Genomic DNA, 21,710 nt, shown 5'->3' on the forward strand with positions numbered 1-21,710 from the left:
TGTCCTAATTATACTGGAAGAATAAGATTTCTAGCACCAAAGAACATAACAAAAATAAGCGATGTGACCAACACAAACTGTTTTCAAGTTTTTTTCTACCATTATTTGGTTTCTATAACATGCATGACCACATCACCAAAACCTTCTGAAAATGTGGCACGCCATTCCCCCGCAACTAAATTAAAAGGCAACATGAACGTCCCTGTCGAAGCGCGTGTCCCAACAGGAAATTTTTTTCCTTGCTCTGCTAATTTACGTACTAGCCATTGTAACGCTATTAATGGATTCCCAAGAACCTCAGAGCCGAATCCATTCCCTTTTTGATGCCCATTGTGTGTTAATTCAGCTTGAATTTTAACTAAATCTGTAACTTTTAAGTTTGCACCATCTTTTTCTGCTCCTGAAACTACTGCCCCACCAACAGCCGAATCACTCAAAACTAAAAACTTATCTAGTGTTGGAAACCAATTTTCAAATCTTGAATCAGGTACTTCAAGTGTCGGTGCAACAGTTGTATTAACTAGTAACGCCTCAAGATCCATGTCCACTGTTAATGCCGACTTAGCTGTGAACTGTAATTCAACTTCTACAAGTGGTTCATTATAGTCTCCTAAAGATAATGCCGCTTCTGTTTTTAGAAAACGTGATACAATCTGGGCACCATAAAGTGGAGAATTTGAATCAAACATTGCCTGTGTTTTTGGTGAAGTTAACGACACTTTATAGCCAGCCGTTGGTTCCTCCTTTAAAGACATCACAGCATCTTGTACTGCATAAGCAGTATCAAAATCATTAACCACGCCAACATAAGTGTCACGATCCAATGGTTTATTTGTTTGACATGCAGTGAATAAATGTTGCACCAATTTTTCTTGTTCTAATGTTAATGTCATAATACTCTCCTCCTTATTTAAAACAAAAAGGTCACACTGCTTTTTAAGCAGTGTGACCTTTACATGATCAGCTGCCTATCAATTAATAATTGATAGGCACAACAAACTGTCAGCACCCATCATGACATAATGATAATGCTGATAATAATTTGTGTTGTTGTATAAGATTGCTTTTTCATGTGTTTTATCTTTCTATAATTTAATATACTAATTAAAACACACGACTTAAAATGTGTCAACAGCCACTTAACTTTTTTGAATTCATCTACAATCAAGAATACTTTTTAATAAACACTGATGAGATGATACATATTAACTCAACTTCTATTTTATTTTTTATTAAAACTAAGGTATAATATGATAGTTCGCACTAATAGTTTAACAGGATAAAACGGGGACCTCCTAAGTCTTTGCTCCCAGTTCGAGTCTGGGTTAGTGCATCAAAAAACACGACTAAAAGTCGTGTTTTTTTATTGCTCTCGATCTATATTAACCTTTAATATTTGCGCGTTCAGCCACTGGTAATAACACATTACCAACAACAGTAATCAAAATAAATCCAACAATCATTTCAAAAATAGCATTAAATGACACAATACCAATTAACCAGCTCAACAGATTTTGATTAGGAATACCTGTAAAATTTGTATGCATTACAGTAAAACCAATCGTCGTTAAAATAACAACACCAACTGTATTGATAAGTGCCGCTACAACACCAAGAATGCCTAATCCAAGCGTCCTAATTGTTCCTGATCGTTTACGTAAAAAATAATTAAATAATAACCCAACTAGAAAGCCGACTAGCACACGTGGAACTAATGCTGTAAAAGGATTTTGAAACATTAGTGAACCAATTGTTCCTGGGTGTGTTAACGCGTTAATAAACGACATTATTCCCCAAAATAAACCAACAACAGCACCGTATTTAGGTCCCAATAAAATACCAGCTAATGCCACTGTAAATTGTATAATTGTTGCGCTCGCACCAATTACGAATGCACCTAATGGCATCACGCCAAGCCATGGCACAATCATCTGAAGCAAAACAATCGCAACAAATAAAGTTGTCACCACATAATATTTTATTTTTTGATTTGTCATAGTTTTTTCGGCTATTAAAAAAATAGCCGCCCTTTTTTATTTATATTTACATTGTATCTTAGAAGGACACTCAAACACAACAAAAATACACTGTTAATTCGAATTAACAGTGTATTCATTTAGTTTATACGTGCCTGTTCTCTTTCATAATCAAATTTTTGTCATAATTAAAGCCATACGTTCATTTAAAAATTTAACCTGTATTAACTTTGAGAGGACATTTTGGCATTTTCAAACAATGTAATTCATTAACTATTTATTGTGAGTTTTCGAAACGTAACGCTAATACTAATTTTATTCTAATCCTTCAATCAATGCTTCTGGATAGAACTCACGTATAATATCTGCTTCATGCTTTGACAAATTTGGAAATGATGAATCTGCACCAATATCCTCATGAAACATACGATCACGCGGTGACACACCACCAACGGCATGTTTCACTGAGATCAAAACACCATCATATGATTTTACGTCAACTGCTGTTTTAGCATCAACAATGTATAACTGAGAAACCATCAAAAGTAAACGGACGTTAGCATTTAAATCAGACAACAGTTGTTGCTGTTCTGTTGTCAAATACAATGTCAAGGCTGCCTCGGCATTTTTACCAATTAGTTCGGCCGTTCGTGCTTCTTCAAGCGCCTTGTTAACTGCATCTCTCATTGACATAAACATCGACCAATTTTTCAATAACTTACTTGTGTCACCAAGATTTTGGACCTCTGGCATGTCAGAAAGATAAGCAAAACCTAATTTTTCATGTGGCAAATATTCCCAAACTTCTTCAGATGTATGAGGTAATACAGGCAGCAATAACTTTGTCAATGCTATTAATGTCTCATAAAAGACTGTTTGCATTGAACGACGTGCATGTCCAGATGGTGCTTCAACATAGACAACGTCTTTGGCAATATCCAAATAGAATGCTGACAAGTCAACGTTAACAAAATTAATAACACGTTTAAAAATATCATTAAATTGATAATTATCATATGAATCACGAACGTTTTTAATAAAATTATTTAAAACGACTGAGAAATATTGGTCATGCCCAGCTCTGTCAGTAAAAGTAATCGCATCTGTTGTATAGTTAAAATCAGCCGTATTAGCCATTAAAAATCTCAAAGTATTACGTAACTTACGATAGCTTTCAGATACTTGTTTTAAAATATCATTTGATACTGGCATATCTTGTGATGTATCAACTGAAATTGTCCATAACCGCAAAATTTCAATACCCATTTTGTCGGCTACATCAAGTGGTGATATGGTATTACCAAGTGATTTAGACATTTTGTTGCCCTTACCATCCAAAGTGAATCCTTGAGACAGTACATTTTTGTAGGGTGCATGCCCTGTAACAGCTACCGAAGTAATCAATGAGGAATTAAACCAACCGCGATATTGATCTGATCCTTCTAAATATAAGTCTGCGGGATAATCTAATTGATCACGCGTATTCATGACACCAGACCAAGAAGAACCTGAATCAAACCAAACATCCATAATATCTTCTTCTTTAGTAAACTGCCCATGAGGTGAGTGTGCGTTGGTATAGCCCTCAGGTAATAAGTCTTTAGCCTCATGCTCAAACCAATAATTCGAACCATGTGCTTCAAATAAATCAGCTACATGATTAATAATCGTTTGATCTAAAATAGGCGTTTTGTCCTCTGCATAAAAAATGGGTAATGGCACACCCCAAACACGTTGACGTGAAATAACCCAATCGCCACGATCACGAATCATATTATACAAACGCTTCTTCCCCCATTCAGGGAAAAAATTGACATGATCTAATTCATCCAAAATATTTTGACGGAACTTACCTACAGATGCAAACCATTGTGGCACAGCACGCCAAATAATAGGCTTTTTTGTACGCCAATCAAACGGATAAGAATGCGTAATTTTTTCTTTAGCCAAGAACAAATTAGCCGTGGTCAATTTGTTGATGACAAGGCCAACAACATCATCGTAAAACTTGCCTTCAAAATCCGGTCCGGCATTTTTAGTCATATACCCTTTTTCATCGACTGTAACAACAACTTCTAGACCGTACTGCTTACCAACATTAAAATCATCCTCACCAAAACCAGGCGCAGTATGAACTAAACCAGTACCCGAATCAAGAGTAACGTGATCTGCATTCATAACTAATTCTTCAGCATCAAGGTCCCATGGATGATACGCTGTAATGCGATCCAATTCTTCGCCTTTATATGTTGCTAAAGTCTTATATTTATCCCAACCAAACAATGGCGCAATGACCTCTAAACGCCCTGTAGCAACGACAAATTTGCGAGTCTCTCCTGCTGGTTGAATCACTGAATAATCCATATCAGGTCCAAGAGTAATACCTCGTGAGGCTGTCACTGTAAATGGCGTAGTTGTCCAAACCACAAAATAAGTATCAGAATCTAAAATACCACGACCATCTTTCACCTGATTAGCATAGTACAAAGATGTTGAATTGATGTCATGATATTCAATTTCCGCTTCCGCTAAAGCAGATTCTGATGACCACGACCAATAAACTGGTTTTGATCCCTTGAATATATAACCTTTACTAGCCATTTCACCAAAAACACGTAACTGTGCCGCCTCGAATTCTGGTTGCAATGTGATATATGGATTCTGCCAATCAGCCATAATTCCTAAACGTTTAAAATCATTTTTTTGCTTATCAACTTGTTCCAAGGCAAAATCTTTTGCTAAATTTCGCCATTCAGCTTTAGGCATTGTTTTACGATCGTGACCAGCCTTTGTTAACTGCTGTTCAATTGGTAAACCATGTGTATCCCATCCTGGAACATAGGGTGCATAAAAACCAGCCATATTTTTATAACGCACAATAATGTCTTTTGAAATTTTATTCAACGCATGACCTAAATGAATATTTCCATTAGCATACGGTGGGCCATCATGTAAATTAAAATGTGGCTTGTTTTCATTTTGTGACAGACGTTGATTATACAAATCAGAATCATACCACTTTTGTTGACGAATTGGCTCAGTTTTTGGCAATGATCCGCGCATTGGAAATGCCGTTTTTCCAAGATTAAGTGTATCTTTATATTTCATAATACTATCTCCTATGTATAAATTAGCGTTAGTGACAAAATAATAAGGTGCCCTAAAACAATAAAAAACGTCCCTGTGTTTTACAACACAGGGACGTTTTCACGTGGTACCACCCAGTTTTAGTTGTCTACAAGTAAACAACTCTCAAATCAGCATTAACGGTCTGCACCGGTTAAACTTACTTAAATTTCAGTCTAACAAATTCATAACTGATTTAAAAGGCTACAGGGACGGTCATCTCCAACCACCATGACTCGCTGCACGTATGTATGCCATTCTTATTGTGTTATGCTTCTTATAATTTTTTGTCTTCGTTTTCACTTGCTTCGGGAAACACCACAATTGGTCCTTGCTCAGGAACAGTTTCCTCATTTTCTGTTTCTGTAGAATCAGGTTCAGATTCACTTGTTATCATTGACCTAACAGGCTCTTTTTCAATTGTTGCTATTTTATCAATACGATCAGCCGTTGCTTGTCCAATTGGCAAACGATGAACTGCTTCAGCTAAATCATCATTTTCTAATAGTTTACGCTGAAGTTCCAATAATTTCAAGAATGAATTTTTAAAATTTTCAACTTCAGTTCTTAATTCATTTTGTTCTTTAATCAGACCTTCATTTTCTTGTGCTAAGCTTGTTGCTTCAGCTTCAGCCTTTGTACGTGCATCACTAATAATCTTTGTGGCTGCTTCTTGAGCATGTGTTAATTGTTTTTTTACTTCGCCATCAGCTTCTTTTCTCAAACGATCAGCAGCTTCTTGAGCGACAAAAATTGATTGGTTGACTTGCTCACGCTTTGCCTCTAGACCATCAACTTTAACTTGTAACTGATCATTATCATTTAAAAGTTTATCACGTTCAGTAATAATAGTTTCATAATCACCATTAACTTGGTCTAAAAACGAATCAACTTCAGATGCAATATATGCACGTGAACCCTTTTTAGTAAATTCATGCTTCAAAATTTCATCAGGTGTTAGTACCATCTTGGTCTCCTTTTAATTTTGATATAACTCGAGTTAACTTAACGTCGAATGATATTTACAATTGCCTTAATTTTATCTTTTTTGCTAAACCCATCACACATTTTAAGTTGTAGACGACCATATTTACGAACAGATACGATATCCCCCATTGCTACAACATGATCAGGCTTAACAATCGTTGTCCAATTAACTCGAACTTGTTGCTGTTCAATTAATGATTTTGCTACACTACGTGATATATTAAAAGCCATTGAAATAGTCGTGTCAATTCGTAAAGATGACAATAATAAAAATATTTCGTTCCAATCATCATGAACCGCAATGACATCTTTCAAATCACGTGCAATCAATTCAATTTTAATTCGTCCAATTTTTTGAACTGTTTGTTGAATATAGGTTATCATTTTTGCATCAACAATGACTTGCCATTTCTTATCATTAGATAAAATATCACCGATAACTTCACGTTTTATACCAGCACTCATAAACGCACCTAGAATCATTGAATGATGTAACTCAGCGAATTTTACCGGATATTTAATTTCAAGAACTGCTAATTCAAAGTCTGATAATGCAACAGTATAAAAATCTGGTGCTATGACAGCACGCTGATTTTCAGTATTACTAGTGGCACCATTATAATGCACCTGTAAATTGTCTGAACGATTAACTAGAGTTTGTAAAATATATTGTTCTCGAGGATTTAAAAAACGTGTTAGAATACCCCGATACTCATCTTCACTTTGACGAATCCAATCACTTGCTTGCTGAATAAATGCGACTTCTTCTGGTCGAAAGTGCTGTTCAATTGTTGAAAAATCATCTATCATATTATAGGAAAAGTAACACCAGATGAGACAAACCACTAATTGCAAAATTCAATGCCAAAATGGCAACAATTGGCGAAATGTCAATAATACCACCAATTGGTGGTATTATTCGAAATAAGTTTAGATAGGGTGAAACAATTCGTTGAAGCCATTTGCCAAACACTGATTGTTGGGCGCCAGGTAACCAGGACATTAAGACATAAATAACAATTGCATATTCATAGTAATTTGCGATACGTACAATCCAATTTAGTATTTCTAGCATATGTTAATACCGTGTATTCGGTTCTAAATTATCTGTCAACGTCCCTGAAATTTCAAAAGTTGCAGGTGTCACTAAAAAGATAGACTGACCTATACGTTCAATTTCCCCATTGACTGCATATATAGCACCACCTAGAAAATCCAATATTCTTTTAGCTTGTGCTTCATCTATTTGCGTAAAATTAACAATTACTGCCTCTCCACCTAATATCTGAGAAGCAATATCTCTAGAATCTGAATATACTTTAGGTTCAAATAATGCAATTTTACTATTAGCATTACCTGGATCTGTCATTGTTGATTGTGCCGATTGACGGCCAAAATAGGCTGCTTGCTGCTGTGATGTTTGTTGCACTGGTTGTTGATGTTGTGGTTGTTCTTGATAGCTACTATCGTTATAGCTATCTTCATATAAATCATCTTCATCATTACTAAAAAGACGTTTAATTGTATCGCCTAATGCCATAATTTCTCCTTAAACACGCAGGTTGCAGCTCACCATGTACACGACAATGATTGTATCTCATCGTTATATAACACAATCAAAATATACACAACTCACGTTTTTTTATTAACGCTTTTTAAAGAATGGTGGTTGTTCAGTATCATCGTCATTGTTTGAAAAATCTACTGGTGTTTCATTGGATGTCGGTGTGTTAAACACATCAAAGGCTTGTTTTTGTACACCATCAAACCGTTCATCATCAGCAAACGCATCTTTTGAAGCACCACTAATATTCCAATCAGCAAATGGATCATTTTGTGGCGCTGGTGTCGTTGATTTAACAGGCTCAGTTGCTGGTTTTTCAAATATTGATGTGTTTGGTGTTGCTGGTGTTACATTGTTACTTGTCGTACCAAATACTTTAGCAGCGTTTGCTTTTGGTGCAGCAGCTTTTTTTGCTGCAGAATCTACTGTGACATTCTGAAGACCAGTTGCAATTACTGTCACACGAATTGAATCACCTAGATTTTCATCAATAGAGGTACCGAAAATAACATTGACCTCACGTCCTGCTTCTTGAGCAATCACTTCTGAGGCTGTTTGTGCTTCAAACAATGACATATCCAATCCACCAGTAATATTTAGCAAAACATCTTCAGCACCTGACATGTCTACTTCAAGCAATGGTGAGGAAATAGCCTGCTTCGTTGCATCAGCGGCACGTGTTTCGCCGCTAGCTTGGCCAACACCCATTAATGCAGGTCCGGCATCTTGCATAACAGTTTTCACATCAGCAAAATCAAGATTAATGAAGCCTGGATTTGTAATTAGTTCTGAGATACCTCGAACACCTTGAGCCACAACTTCATCAACAACTTTAAAGGCCTCTGACAGTGGTGTACGTAAATCAATACGATCTTTTAAACGTTCGTTAGTAATCACAATCAATGAATCAACTGATTCGGACAACGCTTGTAATCCTTCAGCAGCGAAACGACCACGTTTTGGCCCTTCCCACTTGAATGGGCGTGTCACCACAGCAACAGTTAAAGCGCCTTGCTCTTTAGCTATACGCGCGACAACTGGTGCTGCACCGTTTCCAGTTCCACCACCCATACCAGCCGTGATAACAATCATATCTGCACCTGAAATTGCTGAAGCAATATCTTCAGATGATTCTTCGGCAGCTTTAGTTCCACGTTCAGGATTTGAACCAGCACCTAAACCACCTGTTAATTTTGGTCCAATTTGAATTTTAATATCAGCCTTAGATTTATCCAAGGCTTGTACATCAGTGTTAGCAACGATAAACTCAACGCCACTAACACCTTCTTCGATCATATGATTGACAGCGTTTGATCCACCACCACCAACACCGATAACTTTAATGATTGCACCTGTTTCCTGGGCGTCATCAATTGAAAAATCCATAAGTTGTCTCCTTAATTATACTAATCTTCTCGAAATAAATTCTTAATTGTTTGTATTAAACGGCTAAAAATACTTTGCCGTGGTTGGTCATCTTGCTTGCCATCATAATTGTATAACGGCTGATCGGTTGACTCAGATGTTTCTACGTATTCATGTGATTGTTTGGATACTGATGGTATAGATTGCATACTATCAGTATCTTCACGATGTGACATAATAACTTGTTTAATGACCTGTTGTGTCATACTTTCACGCGAGGCAAACATCGCATACGCCATTGCGCGTGTATAAGAAGGATGACGCAATCCAATTTGATCAGGGATAAAAAGTCGTACATTGTCACCCAAAATAGTTTTAGCATAGTCAACCATGCGTGGCAAAGCTGCATTCCCACCAGTTAAAACAATCCCACCTGGCATGTTCAAACCGTTAACCGTGCTCAGCGGATCAAATGCACGCATATATATTTGTTCTAACCTTGCGGCAATAATTTCTGAAAGATAGTGTTCATTAACTAATTGAGGCGTATTATCTCCAACAACTTCAACAGAAAATTCTTTGTCAGAACTTGCTTGAGTTGGATCGGCATATCCAAAATCACGTTTGATTTTTTCAGCATGTGTATAAGATATACCTAGAACTGTTGAAATATCTTTAGTAACATTATCCCCACCTTCGAGGTCTACATGATTAAACTTCAACTTACGATCATGTATAACGGATGTCGTGGTTTGTCCACCACCGAGATCTATTAACACAGTTCCAAAGTCCTGTTCACCATCATTTAAAATGCTAGTGCCAATGGCCAATGGTGCCAAAACAAATTCATGTAGCTTCAAACCTGCTTTTTGAATTGCCATACGTGTATTATCTAAAATCTTGCTTGGTCCAACAAAGGCTGTTCCGTGTAATTCAAGTCGCACACCAATCATTTCATGCGGATCTTTTATACCATCAAAACCATCTACAATAAATTCCTCAGCAATTAAATCAATAACATCATGATCTGACGATACATTATGCGATAAAGCCTGCTTTGCCACATTTTGTACATCAGCGTAAGTAATACGTTTATTTTGATTAGCAATCGAAACGAGGCCTTCGACATGAACCATTTCAATTTGATTTGCAGGAATTCCTACAATTACTTCATTAATTTGAAAATTCGCTTTTTCTTGTGCTTGTTCAATCGCTTCGCGGATCGCACTGGCAGTTGCATCAATGTCCACGATCACGCCCTTACGTAAACCTCGCGAAGGTGCATTTCCTGCACCAATCACGTTGAATTGATTACCAGTTGTTTGCGCAATGACTACTTTGATGGATGTGGTACCAATGTCTAAACCCACCGTCACGCCTGAATTATTCATGCGTCGTGCCCCTTTACAAAATTATTTTTTAATAAAATATACCTAACTATAATAATATCATAAGTTATAGCTATTACGCCACAAATTCTCACTTTTGTTTGTCTTTATGGTCGCTTTTTTTATTCGTTGTATTTGCCTGTGAGGTGCCATAAGCATATGAATAGGCACCAAATTGCAAATCAACAATACCCTTAACAGGCATTTGTGCAGCAATTCCAGGATAATAATTAATTTTTTTACCAAATGTATCTAACGTTGCATAAACAGTATTCCCATCATTCATAATAATTATGAGCCGGTTAGCATTATCTTTATTAGGCGAAAAAATGATCTGACTAATATTTTGACGTAACGTTAATTCTAATGATACAAACGCTTTAGCTAGTTTTTTAACATCTTTGTTTGTTTTAAAGTTGGCATATACAGGTGCATTGCCTTCAGGGGTTTGAACCTTTTTAAACATTCCCTCACGATTAATAATATACCAATTATGCCCTTGTTCAACATAACCTGCAGTTACTTTCTCAACAATGTCAATGTTAACATTATTCCCCTGTAATGTGACCTGAGCTGAATCAATTTGATCATCTTGTCTAACGATATGTTGTGCAATAAACTTTGTCTGGCCCACTATACGCCAGTATGGTGTTTTCTGATTGATATTTGCATACGTTGCAATTTTATCAGTTGGTATCATCATGGTATTGATATTAACTGTTTTAATTGTTCGCCATGGCTGTAATAGGAGCACGATACCGACTATAAACACCACAAAAGCCGCTAAGCTTATCCAAAGTTGTCGCGGTCGTTTTGTTTTCAGTATCTTTTTGTCTTTTAAAACATGCACTATTTTAATCTTTCTTTTCTAAAATGGCATCTTGTATTAAGTTATACAATCTATCACCTGCATCAGGTATTCCCACTTTTGCAACTTGTGCCGCCATATTTTCGCTGGCTTTATCATTCAACAATAATGAATCAACAGCTGTTATTAGTGTTTCTCCATTTAAATCTGTTTCTGCTATTACTAGTGCAGCACCATCATCGACCAAGCTTTGTGCATTTTTCGTTTGATGATTGCCAGTAACATGAAGGCTTGGCACTAAAATCGATGGAATGCCTAATGCTGTGATTTCAGCAATTGACGTTGCCCCAGCTCTGGATACAATCGCATTGGTTTTTGCTAGCACTTCTGGCATATTATCAATATATGGCAGAATGCGAACATTATCAGCGACAGCAATACCCTGACTATTTAGTTGTGATAACACATTGTCATATCGCTTAGGCCCTGTCACTACGACAACTTGATAATTTCTTAAATTAAAAGTATTCATAGCTTCAATAACTGCTGAATTGATAGCTGGTGCGCCTTGTGAGCCACCAAAAATTAAAAGCGTTGATTTGTCATCTCGCAAGCCCAAAGTTTGCCAAGAAAACGTTGATACAATGTGTGCAACTTGCTGCGCACGAGGGTTACCAACAAGTGTCACTTTTCCTGCTGGAAATTGTTGTTTAGCAACATCAAAAGCAACACCAATTTTGCTTGCACCACGCGCCAAAAATTTATTTGTTACACCAGCAACAGAATTTTGTTCATGAATCACAGTTGGAATATGCATACGTTGCGCAGCATATACTACTGCCCCGGCGACATAACCACCTGTACCAACAACAACGTCTGGCTTAAAATCTTTAATAATCTTTTTAGATTGCTTGACTGCTCTCAAAAATAAATTAACTGTTTTAACATTATCTAATGATAATGACCGCTTAAATCCTTGGACAGATAGCTTATCAAAAGCCATACCAGTTGCTGGTACAATATTAGATTCCACTCCGCGTTCCGAACCAACATATAAAAATTCTGAGTCTGGTTCATGTTGCTTAATCACTTCAGCCAATGCTAAAGCTGGATAAATATGGCCGCCTGTGCCACCACCCGATAAAATTACACGCATATTATAGCCCCAACACTTTCTTTAACTCAGTAACATAACGTTCACCGCGCTCCTCAAAACTTTTATATTGATCCCAGCTAGCTGCTGCTGGTGACAGTAACACGACATCTCCAGTTACGGCAAGTTTCACGGCAACTGGTACAGCTTGTTCAACGTCATCCACAGTAATAACTGGTTTATTAGCAGCACGTGCAACAGCGACAATTTTTTGCTGCGTCTCACCAAAGGCAATAACAGCCTTCACATGTGATAAATTTGGTAATAATCTCATCAAGTCATCCCCACGATCTAATCCCCCGGCTAACCATATCGTTGGTTGGTGAAAACTATTTAACGCTGTTTGTGTCGCTTCAATATCTGTCGCTTTTGAATCATTGTAAAAAACCACACCATTATCCGTTAAAACATGTTGTAATCGATGTTCTACACCACCAAATGTTTCAAGTACATGTCGTATCGCCGTATCATGCACACCTGCTAATTTTGCAACTGTCACTGCAGCCACAATATTTTCAAGATTATGTGGCCCAACCAATTTAATACCACTGAGCGGCATCAAATGATTATCCGAAATAATTAAATCAACGTTATCTGTACGTACAGTATAATCATTTTTGATACGAGAAAACGCAACAACTTTTGCATGTGTTTTTTTGATAAACTCATCTGTATCTTGCCCATCTGCATTTAAGACTAGTAATTGATTACTTGTTTGATTTTTTGTTAGCTGAAACTTGGCCGCCACGTAATTTTCACGTGTCCCATGATAATCTAAATGATTGGCAAAAATATTCGTAATTAATGCAATATCTGGCCGTATATCTGGCGTGCCCATTAATTGAAAGCTTGATAATTCTAATAAAAGTGTATCATCTGCTGTCAAGTCTTTGATAACCTCGCAGACTGGAATACCTATATTCCCAGCAGTCGTTACTTTTTGACCATCACTTTTAAGCATATCTCGAATTAATGACGTTGTTGTTGTTTTGCCATTTGAACCCGTAACAGCAATTAAACGGCCTTCAAACGAGCTCAAAGCAACTGCTACCTCCGTCAAAATAGGAATCTTTAGCTTTTTTGCTTGTTTAACCAAGGCTGTTTCATAGTTAATGCCTGGATTTTTAATTAAATAATCAAAAGAAGTATTTAATGACACCGCATCATCATGGTTAATAAACTGGACACCTGCTGCTAACAATTGTCGATATACCATGTCATCTTCGAATTCGCCACCATTAACAACAGTGACTTGCGCCCCTAGTTCAAGCAAACGTTGCGCTGCTGCTTTTCCTGAACGTGCCCAACCAAATACCATCACTTTTTTATTGTTAAAATCTTGTATTTTCATCATAACCTGATTTCTAAAATTTTATGTACGCGAGTATACTCGCTTTTAATTCATGTAAAAGATACCAGCAACTGCTAAAATGACAGATAAAATCCAAAACAAGGTATCGATTTGCCATTCACTCCAGCCAAATTTTTCAAACGAATGGTGAATTGGTGCCATTGGAAAGATACGCTTATGCCAGAAATGATAACCAATTGTTTGAATAATAACTGATAGTGTTTCGATAACAAACACCAAACCAAACCAAACCAAAGAAAATGGCATACCGAGCAAAATAGATTCAATGGCTAAACCAGCTCCTAAAGCAAGCGAACCAGTATCACCCATGAAGATCTTAGCTGTAGGTTTATTGAAAATCAAAAAGCCAATCAAGGAACCAATCACTGAAAAATTGAAAATAACTAATATTTGATTATGCATGTTCATAGCAATAATACTATAAGCGGCATAAACAATAATACTTATACCTGCCAATAAACCATCTAAGCCGTCAGTAAGATTAGTTGCATTTGACCAGCCAACAAGCCAAAACCAAAGAAATACAAAGTAGAAAATGCCTAAATTGAATGTTCCAAGCAATGGCACATACAATGTGAAAGGAACGCCCATAAGCCACATAATTAACATGATAACTGCTGCACTAATCGTTTGAGCTATTAGCTTTGGCTTAAAAGCAAAACCATCGTCAGCATGGTTAATTAATTTTAATGTATCATCGATACCACCAATAGTTGCATAAGCCAAAAATGCAACTACCGGAATCACCATAGTCATGACACCATGCCACCCATTATGAAGCCCGCCACCTATAAGTGAACTAATACATGCAGCGGCAACAAAAAGCACACCACCCATGCTAGGTGTACCAGACTTTGCTTGATGGTCTGGCCCAAGCTTTCGAATAACTGCCTGCTCTTTTGATTGTTTTAAAAACTTAATCAGAAATGGCATAAATATCACTGTTACGATTAGTGCACGGGCCAACGCCCATAAATTTTCAGACATATTCTTTCCTTACTTCTTTTCTTTTAACCTAACAGCAACTTGACTAGTATCCACAACTAACTGATTTTTAGCCACTGTTTGGCCCACAATATAACCAGATCCTGACCAAGTGAGTTTAAACCCTACTTCTCGAGCAAATGACTGTGCATCCGTCAAACTCCAGCCCGTCATATCTGGCAAATATGTATTACCTTTTGCATGCAAAATCACCAGTTGATTTGTTAATGATTTTTGTTCTGGTCGTAATGACTGGCTCTCAATTTGGCCACTATTACCCACAACAGCTGTTCTAAAACCTGCATCAGTCAATGTTTGCGTGGCTTTAGCAATTGACCGACCGACAACATTAGGTACTGTCTGTTTCGTTGTCTTTGATTTTACAGCACTATCACTATTATTTAAAGCCTGAAGCATCAAGGGTTGAAATACCTTATTCATTGTTATTTGAATTGTTGGATCAGGGAATATCTTAGGTTGCTTTACAGCCATATAGAAAATATACTTTGGATTTTTTTCTGGTGCCAAAACCATAACAGAATGAATGGCATTGCTTAATCCTTGTAAATACTGGCCATTTTCAGATATTTGTGCTGTTCCAGTTTTAGCTGCAATTTGATAACCAAACTTTCGCAAATCAAATTCCTTTGCAGTACCAGTCTCCTGATTAACAACATCAATCATGTACTTACGAACCTGTTGTGCTGTGCTGGCTTTAATAGGGTGTGCGACAGTATCTGTTTTTCCTTGTTGCAGCACTGCCCCTGTTGCAGGATTAACCACTTTATCCACAAAGTATGGTTTAACTTCTTTTCCATCATTTGCAATAGCTGAGTAGGCTTGAATCATTTGTAATGGTGTCACACTAATTCCTTGGCCATAGGCCGTATTGGCCTGATCAATAGGATAAGCATAAGAAATAATCCCAGCGTCTTCACCATTTAAACCTGATTTAGTCGATTGTAGAAACCGAAATTTTTCAAGATACTTAAGCCAAGTTGCGGCACCAAGTTGCTGTTCAGTGCGTGCAAATGCAACGTTGGAAGAACGCCAAAATCCTTCTCGATAAGTGAGCGTACCTTGATCTTGCCCAAATGCATCAACAACTTTTTTGCCATCAATTAAGAGTGTCCCAGATGGGTAGGTGGCATTAGGTCGCCATTTTCCTGAATCAATGGCTGCAGCTAGCGTAACACCTTTCATCGTTGATCCAGGCTCAAAAGGGGCTTGGTCCAATAAATTAGCCCATAGGTCCGGATTAATTGTTTTACCATTGGGATTGAAATTTGGACGTTGCGTTGCTGCAACGATTCGACCAGTTTTAGCTTCCATCAAAACACCAACTGTCGCTTTTGCCTTCGTCGATTTAAGTAAGTCATCCATACGTGTTTCAAGTGTATTTTGAAGTGAACTATCTAACGTAAGGTAAACATCATTTCCCGGTTTTACTGTCCTACTATCCTGCACATTTTCCACTTGGCCATCATATTTTTTAATGCCATTTTTTCCGGCAAGTAAGGTATTTTCAGCAGCTTCTATGCCCATAAACCCAACTTGTTGAGATTGACCACTCTTTTTATTGTCATTAGTACTCATGGCACCAATTAAATGTGACGCCATATTGCCATTAGGATATATACGCGATGGTCGTGATATGAAATTTATACCTGGTAATTTAAGAGCCCGAATTTTTTTATACTGATCAATATTTAAATTTTTACTTGCTTGAACTTTTGTAGAGATAAACTCAACTTGATAAACATTTTTTTCTAATCGACTTAATATATCTTTTTGATCCATGTCAATAATTTTACTAAGCTTTTCTGCAGTAGTTTCTTTATCTACTACATGACCAGAACCATCAACATATTGACCAGTTTTCGTATCTTTAACACGTGCTACTTTTTTATCAAGTACAGCATACATATCATAAACTGTTGTGTTTTCTGCTAGTACTTGACCATTAGCATCATAAATTTTGCCACGGCTTGCTGGTACTACCTGGTTCGCCATAAATGCACGACGTGTTGCATCATTTAAGTTATGTCCATCAACCGAACCACTCGCTATAACAAAAAGACGTATACCAAGCCCTAAAGTTACCAGCACAATTGCGCCCAGTAATACACCACCAAACACTTTGGCGTTTTTAGTAACTTTTTTATTTGGTATCCGTCTCATAGTATTTTTCATAATTATTGGTTAATATTTCTGACGTTACTATCGGATAACGTCATATTATATTTCTTAGCAACCTCATCTAAATTTTGCTTACTTGTTTTGTTTTGAATATCGCTACGCAAAGCGTTATTAGTTTCTCTTGTAGTCTCAGTTTCCGTTTGCATGTTTGCTGCATTTGAACGGGCTGCATTCGTCTGCATACTGGAAAAAACAACACCCACCATCAATATCATAATGACAGCTGAAACAAAAGCAACCATTAATCGCTCTTTTCGTGTCCAGCGCGCTGCCTTGTACTTTATACGCGTTTTTGGTTGTGCTAAAGGTAGCGCTTCAGCTGCCGTTGAATATTGATATGCATTCTGTGCCATGTTTGCAACTCCTAAATATTATTTGCGTTCGATACCACGTAACTTAGCCGATTGTGATCTGTGATTAGTTTGTGTTTCATCATTAGTTGGCAAAATAGGTTTACGTGTTAATAAAGTATAATCTGCTTCGAATTGACCAGGTAAAACTGGTAAACCAACTGGTAATTCTGGGGTTGATGTCTTTTCACGAAACATTTGTTTCACTAAACGGTCTTCAAGTGATTGAAATGTGATAGCGCTAATACGACCACCTGGTGCCAGCAAATCAAGTGACTGAGTCAGAGAATCCTCTAATGCCCCTAGCTCATCATTAACGGCTATTCTCAATGCTTGAAAGGTTCGCTTTGCTGGATGCCCACCCTTACGTCTAGCTGGAGCTGGAATGGCTTCTTTGATAATATCAACTAATTCAAATGTTGTATTAATCACGCCATTTTCACGATGATGCTCTATCTTACGTGCAATTTGTTTAGGAAAGCGATCTTCTCCATATCGACTTAAAATACGTAAAATATCATTAAACGACCACTCATTAATAATTGTTTTAGCTGTTAACGTCTGTCGTTGGTCCATCCGCATATCCAAATCAGCATCGTAATTATAACTAAATCCACGTTGTCCATCATCAAACTGTACTGAACTGACGCCTAAATCATAAAGTACGCCATCAACTTGTGTCACACCCAGTTCAGCTAAAGCTTCAGTCAGTGTTCGAAAATTCTGATGGATTAGTACTAATTTACCTGATGCAATTTCAGCGGCATATTGTTCTTCGTTATACTTAATTGCTGTATCATCTTGATCAAAACTATAAAGTATACCATTGTCTAGTTGCTTAAGAATTTCACCAGTATGACCACCGCCACCTAAAGTTGCATCAACATAATTACCATCTGGTTTTACATTCAATAATGCAACTGCTTCTTTTAAGAGTACTGTGACATGTTCAAATTCAGTCATTCTATTTATCCTTTTAACTAGAAGTCAAAGTCAACTAGTCCTTCTGCAATCTCATCAAAATCATCAGCTGTAGCAAGTGTATAATCATGCCAGTTTTCTGAACTCCAAATTTCAAATGAATCCCCAGATCCTGTTACTGTCACACTTTTTTCAAGTCCAGCATAGTCTTTTAAGTTTGACGGAATTATAATTCGTCCTTGTTTGTCAATTTCAGCTTCCATGGCCCCTGCCATCACAAAACGTTTAAATTGACGTGCTTCTTTTTTTCCTAATGGTAACGCGTTAAGTTGCTTTTCTAATTTTTCCCAAACTGGCATTGGCATGGCGCGTAATGCGTGTTCCATCCAACGCGTCACGATAAACTTCTCGCCTAATTGGTTTCGAAATTTTGCTGGAATAATAAGTCGCCCCTTTATATCGAGCGTATGTGAATATTCGCCCATAAACATCAGGACCACCTCCAATAAAAATTCTATACTACTAATTTACCACATTTCACCACTTCCCTCCACCTAATTACTAATTTGTCATCATTTAGTAAATTTTAACACACAAAAAAACGCTGCTTTTATTGCATAGCAGCGTTTTTATCGAGAAAATATATTAGTGGTGCCAAAACCCAACAATTGTTACAATTAAAAGTAATAAAGTACCAACAAGTCCACTCCATTCCCAATACTTATGCCAAAACAATCGCCAATGCCACTTGCTTTGTAATAGAAACCATGACAAAACGGCGCCCACAAAACACCACACTAACAGAAACCATAAAATCAAACTAATGCCAAAACAATATCCCATAGTAACATGTAATATCACCCAGACTGGTATGACAATAATATCTAACGTTTTAATTTTAAGATCACCAAAACGTGTCCATCTATTTAACACAAATACCAATAATATAAAGCTTACCGCACTTAACGGCCAAATCCACCACTGCATGACTTTACCTCACAGTTTCTCTGTACTTTAATAACAATACCTAAACCTAAACAAAAAGGCAAGAATTTCTATCACAAATTATAAATGAATCGTCTAAAATTAATTGACTTATCATTTTAAAATTGCATCTAGATAGCTGATTATGATACACTGTTTTTGAATTATAAATGAGGTGAAATATGACAGACGAACAAAAAGCACGGCCTATTAATACTAAATTACAAGCGGAAATTGATGCAAAATTAAATCAACATCGTGTTCCTAAAGCTGTTCAAAAGTCACGTACTCGCATCGAAAAAATGACACTTATCATGTCGTGGGTCATGGTTTTGTTAATGGTTGGTAGTGTTTTCTATGCTGCAATCAGTGCGTTAGGTTGGTTATAGTAATTCGTATTTAAAAACTCTGGCGCAATTATAATTGCGCCAGAGTTTTTAAATACGAATTACTATACTCGCTTATTCGACTGAAATTAAGAATGGATATAATGGTTGCTTGCCATTATGAATTTCAACCTCAAGACCGTCATTAAGAGCTAAAACAGCTTCTTGCAGTTTTTCAGCATCCTTTTGATTCGTATTTTCACCATAGATAATTGTTACAATTTCAGAATCATCATCAATCATTTTTGCCACCGATTGGCTGGCAGCATCAAGTAGTTTCTTTGTCACAACTTCAATTTCACCATCAAGAATTCCCATCCAATCACCATGCTTAATGATCATATCATTAAGCTTAGTATCTCGCACAGCTTTTGTGATTTGGGCTGATTTGACATCTAACATCACTGAAGCCATTTCATCAGCGTTGTCTGATAATTTTGCTTCCGGATTATATCCCATCATAGCTGTTAAACCTTGCTGAACAGTACGTGTTTTGACAACACATACTGGTATATCAGCCAAATCAACAGCTTGATCAGCAGCCATGAAAATATTTGAATTATTTGGTAAAATCAAAGCACTTTTAGCACCGGTAGCTTTAATTGCATCAACAATATCAGCCGTTGATGGATTCATCGTCTGACCACCAGAAATAACTGTATGGACCCCTAAACTCTTGAATAATTCAGCGACACCATCTCCTGATGAAATTGCAATTACTGCCGTATCAGAAGCAGGTACTGCGGCGGCGGCCATTTTAGCCATTTGTGCTTCTTCTGTGCGCTGTGCATCAATAACTGCTTGCTGCTGATCTCTCATGTTATCGACTTTAACTTTGACTAATGAGCCAAAATGGGTTCCCCAACGCAGAATTTCTCCTGGATTTTCTGTATGAACATGAACTTTAACAATTTCATCATCATTGATAACAAGTAACGAATCTCCGAGTTGTGATAGATGATGGTAAAAGGTTTCATAATCAAATTCGTGATCATATGTTGTACCTTTCGCAATTTGCACCATAATCTCTGTGCAATAACCATATTCTATACTTTGGGGGTCTAAATGACTGTTCGCTTGTGCACCAGCATGTAATTCTTTAACCATTTGATCTAATTCAGCATTATCAGGCGTTTTAAGGTCTGCTTCATTAAAATCACCACTTAATACTTGGTAGAATGCTTGCAACACAAAAACAAGCCCTTGGCCACCAGAATCCACGACACCAACTTGTTTTAGTACAGGTAATAGATCTGGTGTTGATGCCAGCGCAATTTGTGCTGCTTCATTGACGGCGTGCATTAAATTAACTAAATCATCCGTCTCATCAGCTACTTTATTTGCCTTTGATGCTGCTTCGCGAATGACTGTTAAAATTGTACCCTCTGTTGGCTTCATAACGGACTTGTAAGCCACTTGTGCACCTGACATCAAAGCGTCAGCTAAATCCCGTGCTGATAACGTTTTTTTGCCTTCAACTGAGTTAGAAAAGCCACGGAATATTTGTGACAGGATAACGCCAGAATTACCACGCGCTCCCATCAAAAGCCCTTTAGACGTTGCTTTAGCAAGCGTGCTAATGTCTGTATCTAACGCATCGCGCTCATACTGTGCGCCACTTGCCATTGACAGACTCATATTTGTCCCTGTATCACCATCTGGCACCGGAAAAACATTTAATTTATTAATCGTGTCCGCATTTGCGGCAAGCGCTGCTGCTGCAGCATTAATCATTTTACCAAATTCAACATTGGTAATTGTCGTCATTTTAGTCATGATACTCCTAGTCCGTGACGCGAACACCTTGAACAATCACGTTAACTTCCGTTGCGTGAATTCCTAGTAGTGCGTCGAGATTATATCTTACTTTACCTTGAACTGATTTAGAAATTTCTGATAACTTTGTACCATACTGCGCAACCAAATAAACATCTACGTTTACGCCGTTCTCTTCTTGATGAATGACAACGCCTTTAGCATAATTTTCGCGATTTAAAATTTGATTCATACCATCACGAAATGTTGCTCGAGAAGCCATGCCAACAACCCCAGGATTCTCAATAGCAGAACCACCAACAATGGTCGCGATAACATCATTTTCAATTGTAATTTCACCAATTTTAGTTTTAATTTTGATTGCCATAATA

21 protein-coding genes and 1 tRNA gene are annotated in these 21,710 nt (G+C 37.2%); 2 read left to right on the plus strand and 20 right to left on the minus strand.

What is annotated here, in order from left to right; all coding sequences use genetic code 11:
- Positions 1-101 precede the first annotated feature (101 nt).
- Positions 102-893, minus strand: a complete 792-nt coding sequence (locus LEGAS_RS06260) for a 2-keto-4-pentenoate hydratase (protein WP_013231735.1) — start codon at positions 891-893, stop codon at positions 102-104.
- 367 nt (positions 894-1,260) lie between these two features.
- On the opposite strand from LEGAS_RS06260, the gene LEGAS_RS06265 reads away from it, so the two are divergent.
- Positions 1,261-1,333 (plus strand) — tRNA-Arg (locus LEGAS_RS06265).
- Between the two features lie 49 nt (positions 1,334-1,382).
- Here LEGAS_RS06265 and LEGAS_RS06270 read toward each other — a convergent pair.
- The 17 genes from LEGAS_RS06270 to LEGAS_RS06350 form a co-directional block, all read right to left on the minus strand.
- Positions 1,383-1,997 (minus strand): ECF transporter S component, encoded by a 615-nt coding sequence (locus tag LEGAS_RS06270; protein WP_010390932.1) that lies wholly within the window; start codon positions 1,995-1,997, stop codon positions 1,383-1,385.
- A gap of 294 nt (positions 1,998-2,291) precedes the next feature.
- Positions 2,292-5,084, minus strand: a complete 2,793-nt coding sequence (gene ileS / locus LEGAS_RS06275) for an isoleucine--tRNA ligase (protein ID WP_013231736.1) — start codon at positions 5,082-5,084, stop codon at positions 2,292-2,294.
- 295 nt (positions 5,085-5,379) lie between these two features.
- Positions 5,380-6,069, minus strand: coding sequence for a DivIVA domain-containing protein (locus LEGAS_RS06280; RefSeq protein ID WP_013231737.1), 690 nt, complete (start codon positions 6,067-6,069; stop codon positions 5,380-5,382).
- 38 nt (positions 6,070-6,107) lie between these two features.
- A complete protein-coding gene (locus LEGAS_RS06285) occupies positions 6,108-6,899 on the minus strand; it encodes a YlmH family RNA-binding protein (protein WP_013231738.1) in 792 nt (263 codons plus the stop codon).
- Position 6,900: 1 nt separating this feature from the next.
- Positions 6,901-7,164, minus strand: coding sequence for a YggT family protein (locus LEGAS_RS06290; protein ID WP_010390939.1), 264 nt, complete (start codon positions 7,162-7,164; stop codon positions 6,901-6,903).
- A gap of 3 nt (positions 7,165-7,167) precedes the next feature.
- Positions 7,168-7,629 carry a cell division protein SepF gene (locus tag LEGAS_RS06295; protein WP_010390941.1) on the minus strand — a complete coding sequence of 154 codons (462 nt, stop codon included), beginning with the start codon at positions 7,627-7,629 and terminating at the stop codon, positions 7,168-7,170.
- Positions 7,630-7,734: 105 nt separating this feature from the next.
- Positions 7,735-9,039: a cell division protein FtsZ gene (ftsZ, locus tag LEGAS_RS06300; protein ID WP_010389873.1), complete on the minus strand. Its 1,305-nt coding sequence runs from the start codon at positions 9,037-9,039 to the stop codon at positions 7,735-7,737.
- A 20-nt stretch (positions 9,040-9,059) separates the two neighbouring features.
- Positions 9,060-10,409, minus strand: coding sequence for a cell division protein FtsA (gene ftsA / locus LEGAS_RS06305; RefSeq protein WP_013231739.1), 1,350 nt, complete (start codon positions 10,407-10,409; stop codon positions 9,060-9,062).
- An 88-nt stretch (positions 10,410-10,497) separates the two neighbouring features.
- Positions 10,498-11,229 carry a cell division protein FtsQ/DivIB gene (locus LEGAS_RS06310; RefSeq protein WP_179304323.1) on the minus strand — a complete coding sequence of 244 codons (732 nt, stop codon included), beginning with the start codon at positions 11,227-11,229 and terminating at the stop codon, positions 10,498-10,500.
- A gap of 31 nt (positions 11,230-11,260) precedes the next feature.
- Complete coding sequence (murG, locus tag LEGAS_RS06315) at positions 11,261-12,370, minus strand: undecaprenyldiphospho-muramoylpentapeptide beta-N-acetylglucosaminyltransferase (RefSeq protein ID WP_010389870.1); 1,110 nt, start codon at positions 12,368-12,370, stop codon at positions 11,261-11,263.
- 1 nt (position 12,371) lies between these two features.
- A complete protein-coding gene (murD, locus tag LEGAS_RS06320) occupies positions 12,372-13,718 on the minus strand; it encodes a UDP-N-acetylmuramoyl-L-alanine--D-glutamate ligase (protein ID WP_010389867.1) in 1,347 nt (448 codons plus the stop codon).
- A 45-nt stretch (positions 13,719-13,763) separates the two neighbouring features.
- Positions 13,764-14,726, minus strand: coding sequence for a phospho-N-acetylmuramoyl-pentapeptide-transferase (gene mraY, locus LEGAS_RS06325; RefSeq protein WP_010389866.1), 963 nt, complete (start codon positions 14,724-14,726; stop codon positions 13,764-13,766).
- Positions 14,727-14,735: 9 nt separating this feature from the next.
- Entirely contained in the window at positions 14,736-16,916 is a 2,181-nt protein-coding gene (locus tag LEGAS_RS06330; RefSeq protein ID WP_180384622.1) for a penicillin-binding protein, read from the minus strand.
- 2 nt (positions 16,917-16,918) lie between these two features.
- The gene (locus tag LEGAS_RS06335; protein ID WP_013231741.1) at positions 16,919-17,275 is read right to left on the minus strand and encodes a cell division protein FtsL; all 357 of its coding nucleotides are present in this window, start codon (positions 17,273-17,275) and stop codon (positions 16,919-16,921) included.
- Between the two features lie 18 nt (positions 17,276-17,293).
- Positions 17,294-18,235 (minus strand): 16S rRNA (cytosine(1402)-N(4))-methyltransferase RsmH, encoded by a 942-nt coding sequence (gene rsmH, locus LEGAS_RS06340; RefSeq protein ID WP_010386575.1) that lies wholly within the window; start codon positions 18,233-18,235, stop codon positions 17,294-17,296.
- 17 nt (positions 18,236-18,252) lie between these two features.
- Positions 18,253-18,684: a division/cell wall cluster transcriptional repressor MraZ gene (mraZ, locus tag LEGAS_RS06345; RefSeq protein ID WP_013231742.1), complete on the minus strand. Its 432-nt coding sequence runs from the start codon at positions 18,682-18,684 to the stop codon at positions 18,253-18,255.
- Between the two features lie 154 nt (positions 18,685-18,838).
- Complete coding sequence (locus LEGAS_RS06350; RefSeq protein WP_013231743.1) at positions 18,839-19,180, minus strand: hypothetical protein; 342 nt, start codon at positions 19,178-19,180, stop codon at positions 18,839-18,841.
- 179 nt (positions 19,181-19,359) lie between these two features.
- On the opposite strand from LEGAS_RS06350, the gene LEGAS_RS06355 reads away from it, so the two are divergent.
- Complete coding sequence (locus LEGAS_RS06355; protein ID WP_010386577.1) at positions 19,360-19,566, plus strand: DUF4044 domain-containing protein; 207 nt, start codon at positions 19,360-19,362, stop codon at positions 19,564-19,566.
- A 72-nt stretch (positions 19,567-19,638) separates the two neighbouring features.
- On the opposite strand, the gene LEGAS_RS06360 is transcribed toward LEGAS_RS06355, so the two are convergent.
- Both LEGAS_RS06360 and LEGAS_RS06365 read right to left on the minus strand, forming a co-directional pair.
- Complete coding sequence (locus tag LEGAS_RS06360; protein WP_013231744.1) at positions 19,639-21,339, minus strand: DAK2 domain-containing protein; 1,701 nt, start codon at positions 21,337-21,339, stop codon at positions 19,639-19,641.
- 7 nt (positions 21,340-21,346) lie between these two features.
- Positions 21,347-21,706 (minus strand): Asp23/Gls24 family envelope stress response protein, encoded by a 360-nt coding sequence (locus LEGAS_RS06365; protein WP_010386579.1) that lies wholly within the window; start codon positions 21,704-21,706, stop codon positions 21,347-21,349.
- Between the last annotated feature and the right edge of the window lie 4 nt (positions 21,707-21,710).

It is taken from the genome of Leuconostoc gasicomitatum LMG 18811, from assembly GCF_000196855.1.
Lineage (GTDB): Bacteria > Bacillota > Bacilli > Lactobacillales > Lactobacillaceae > Leuconostoc > Leuconostoc gasicomitatum.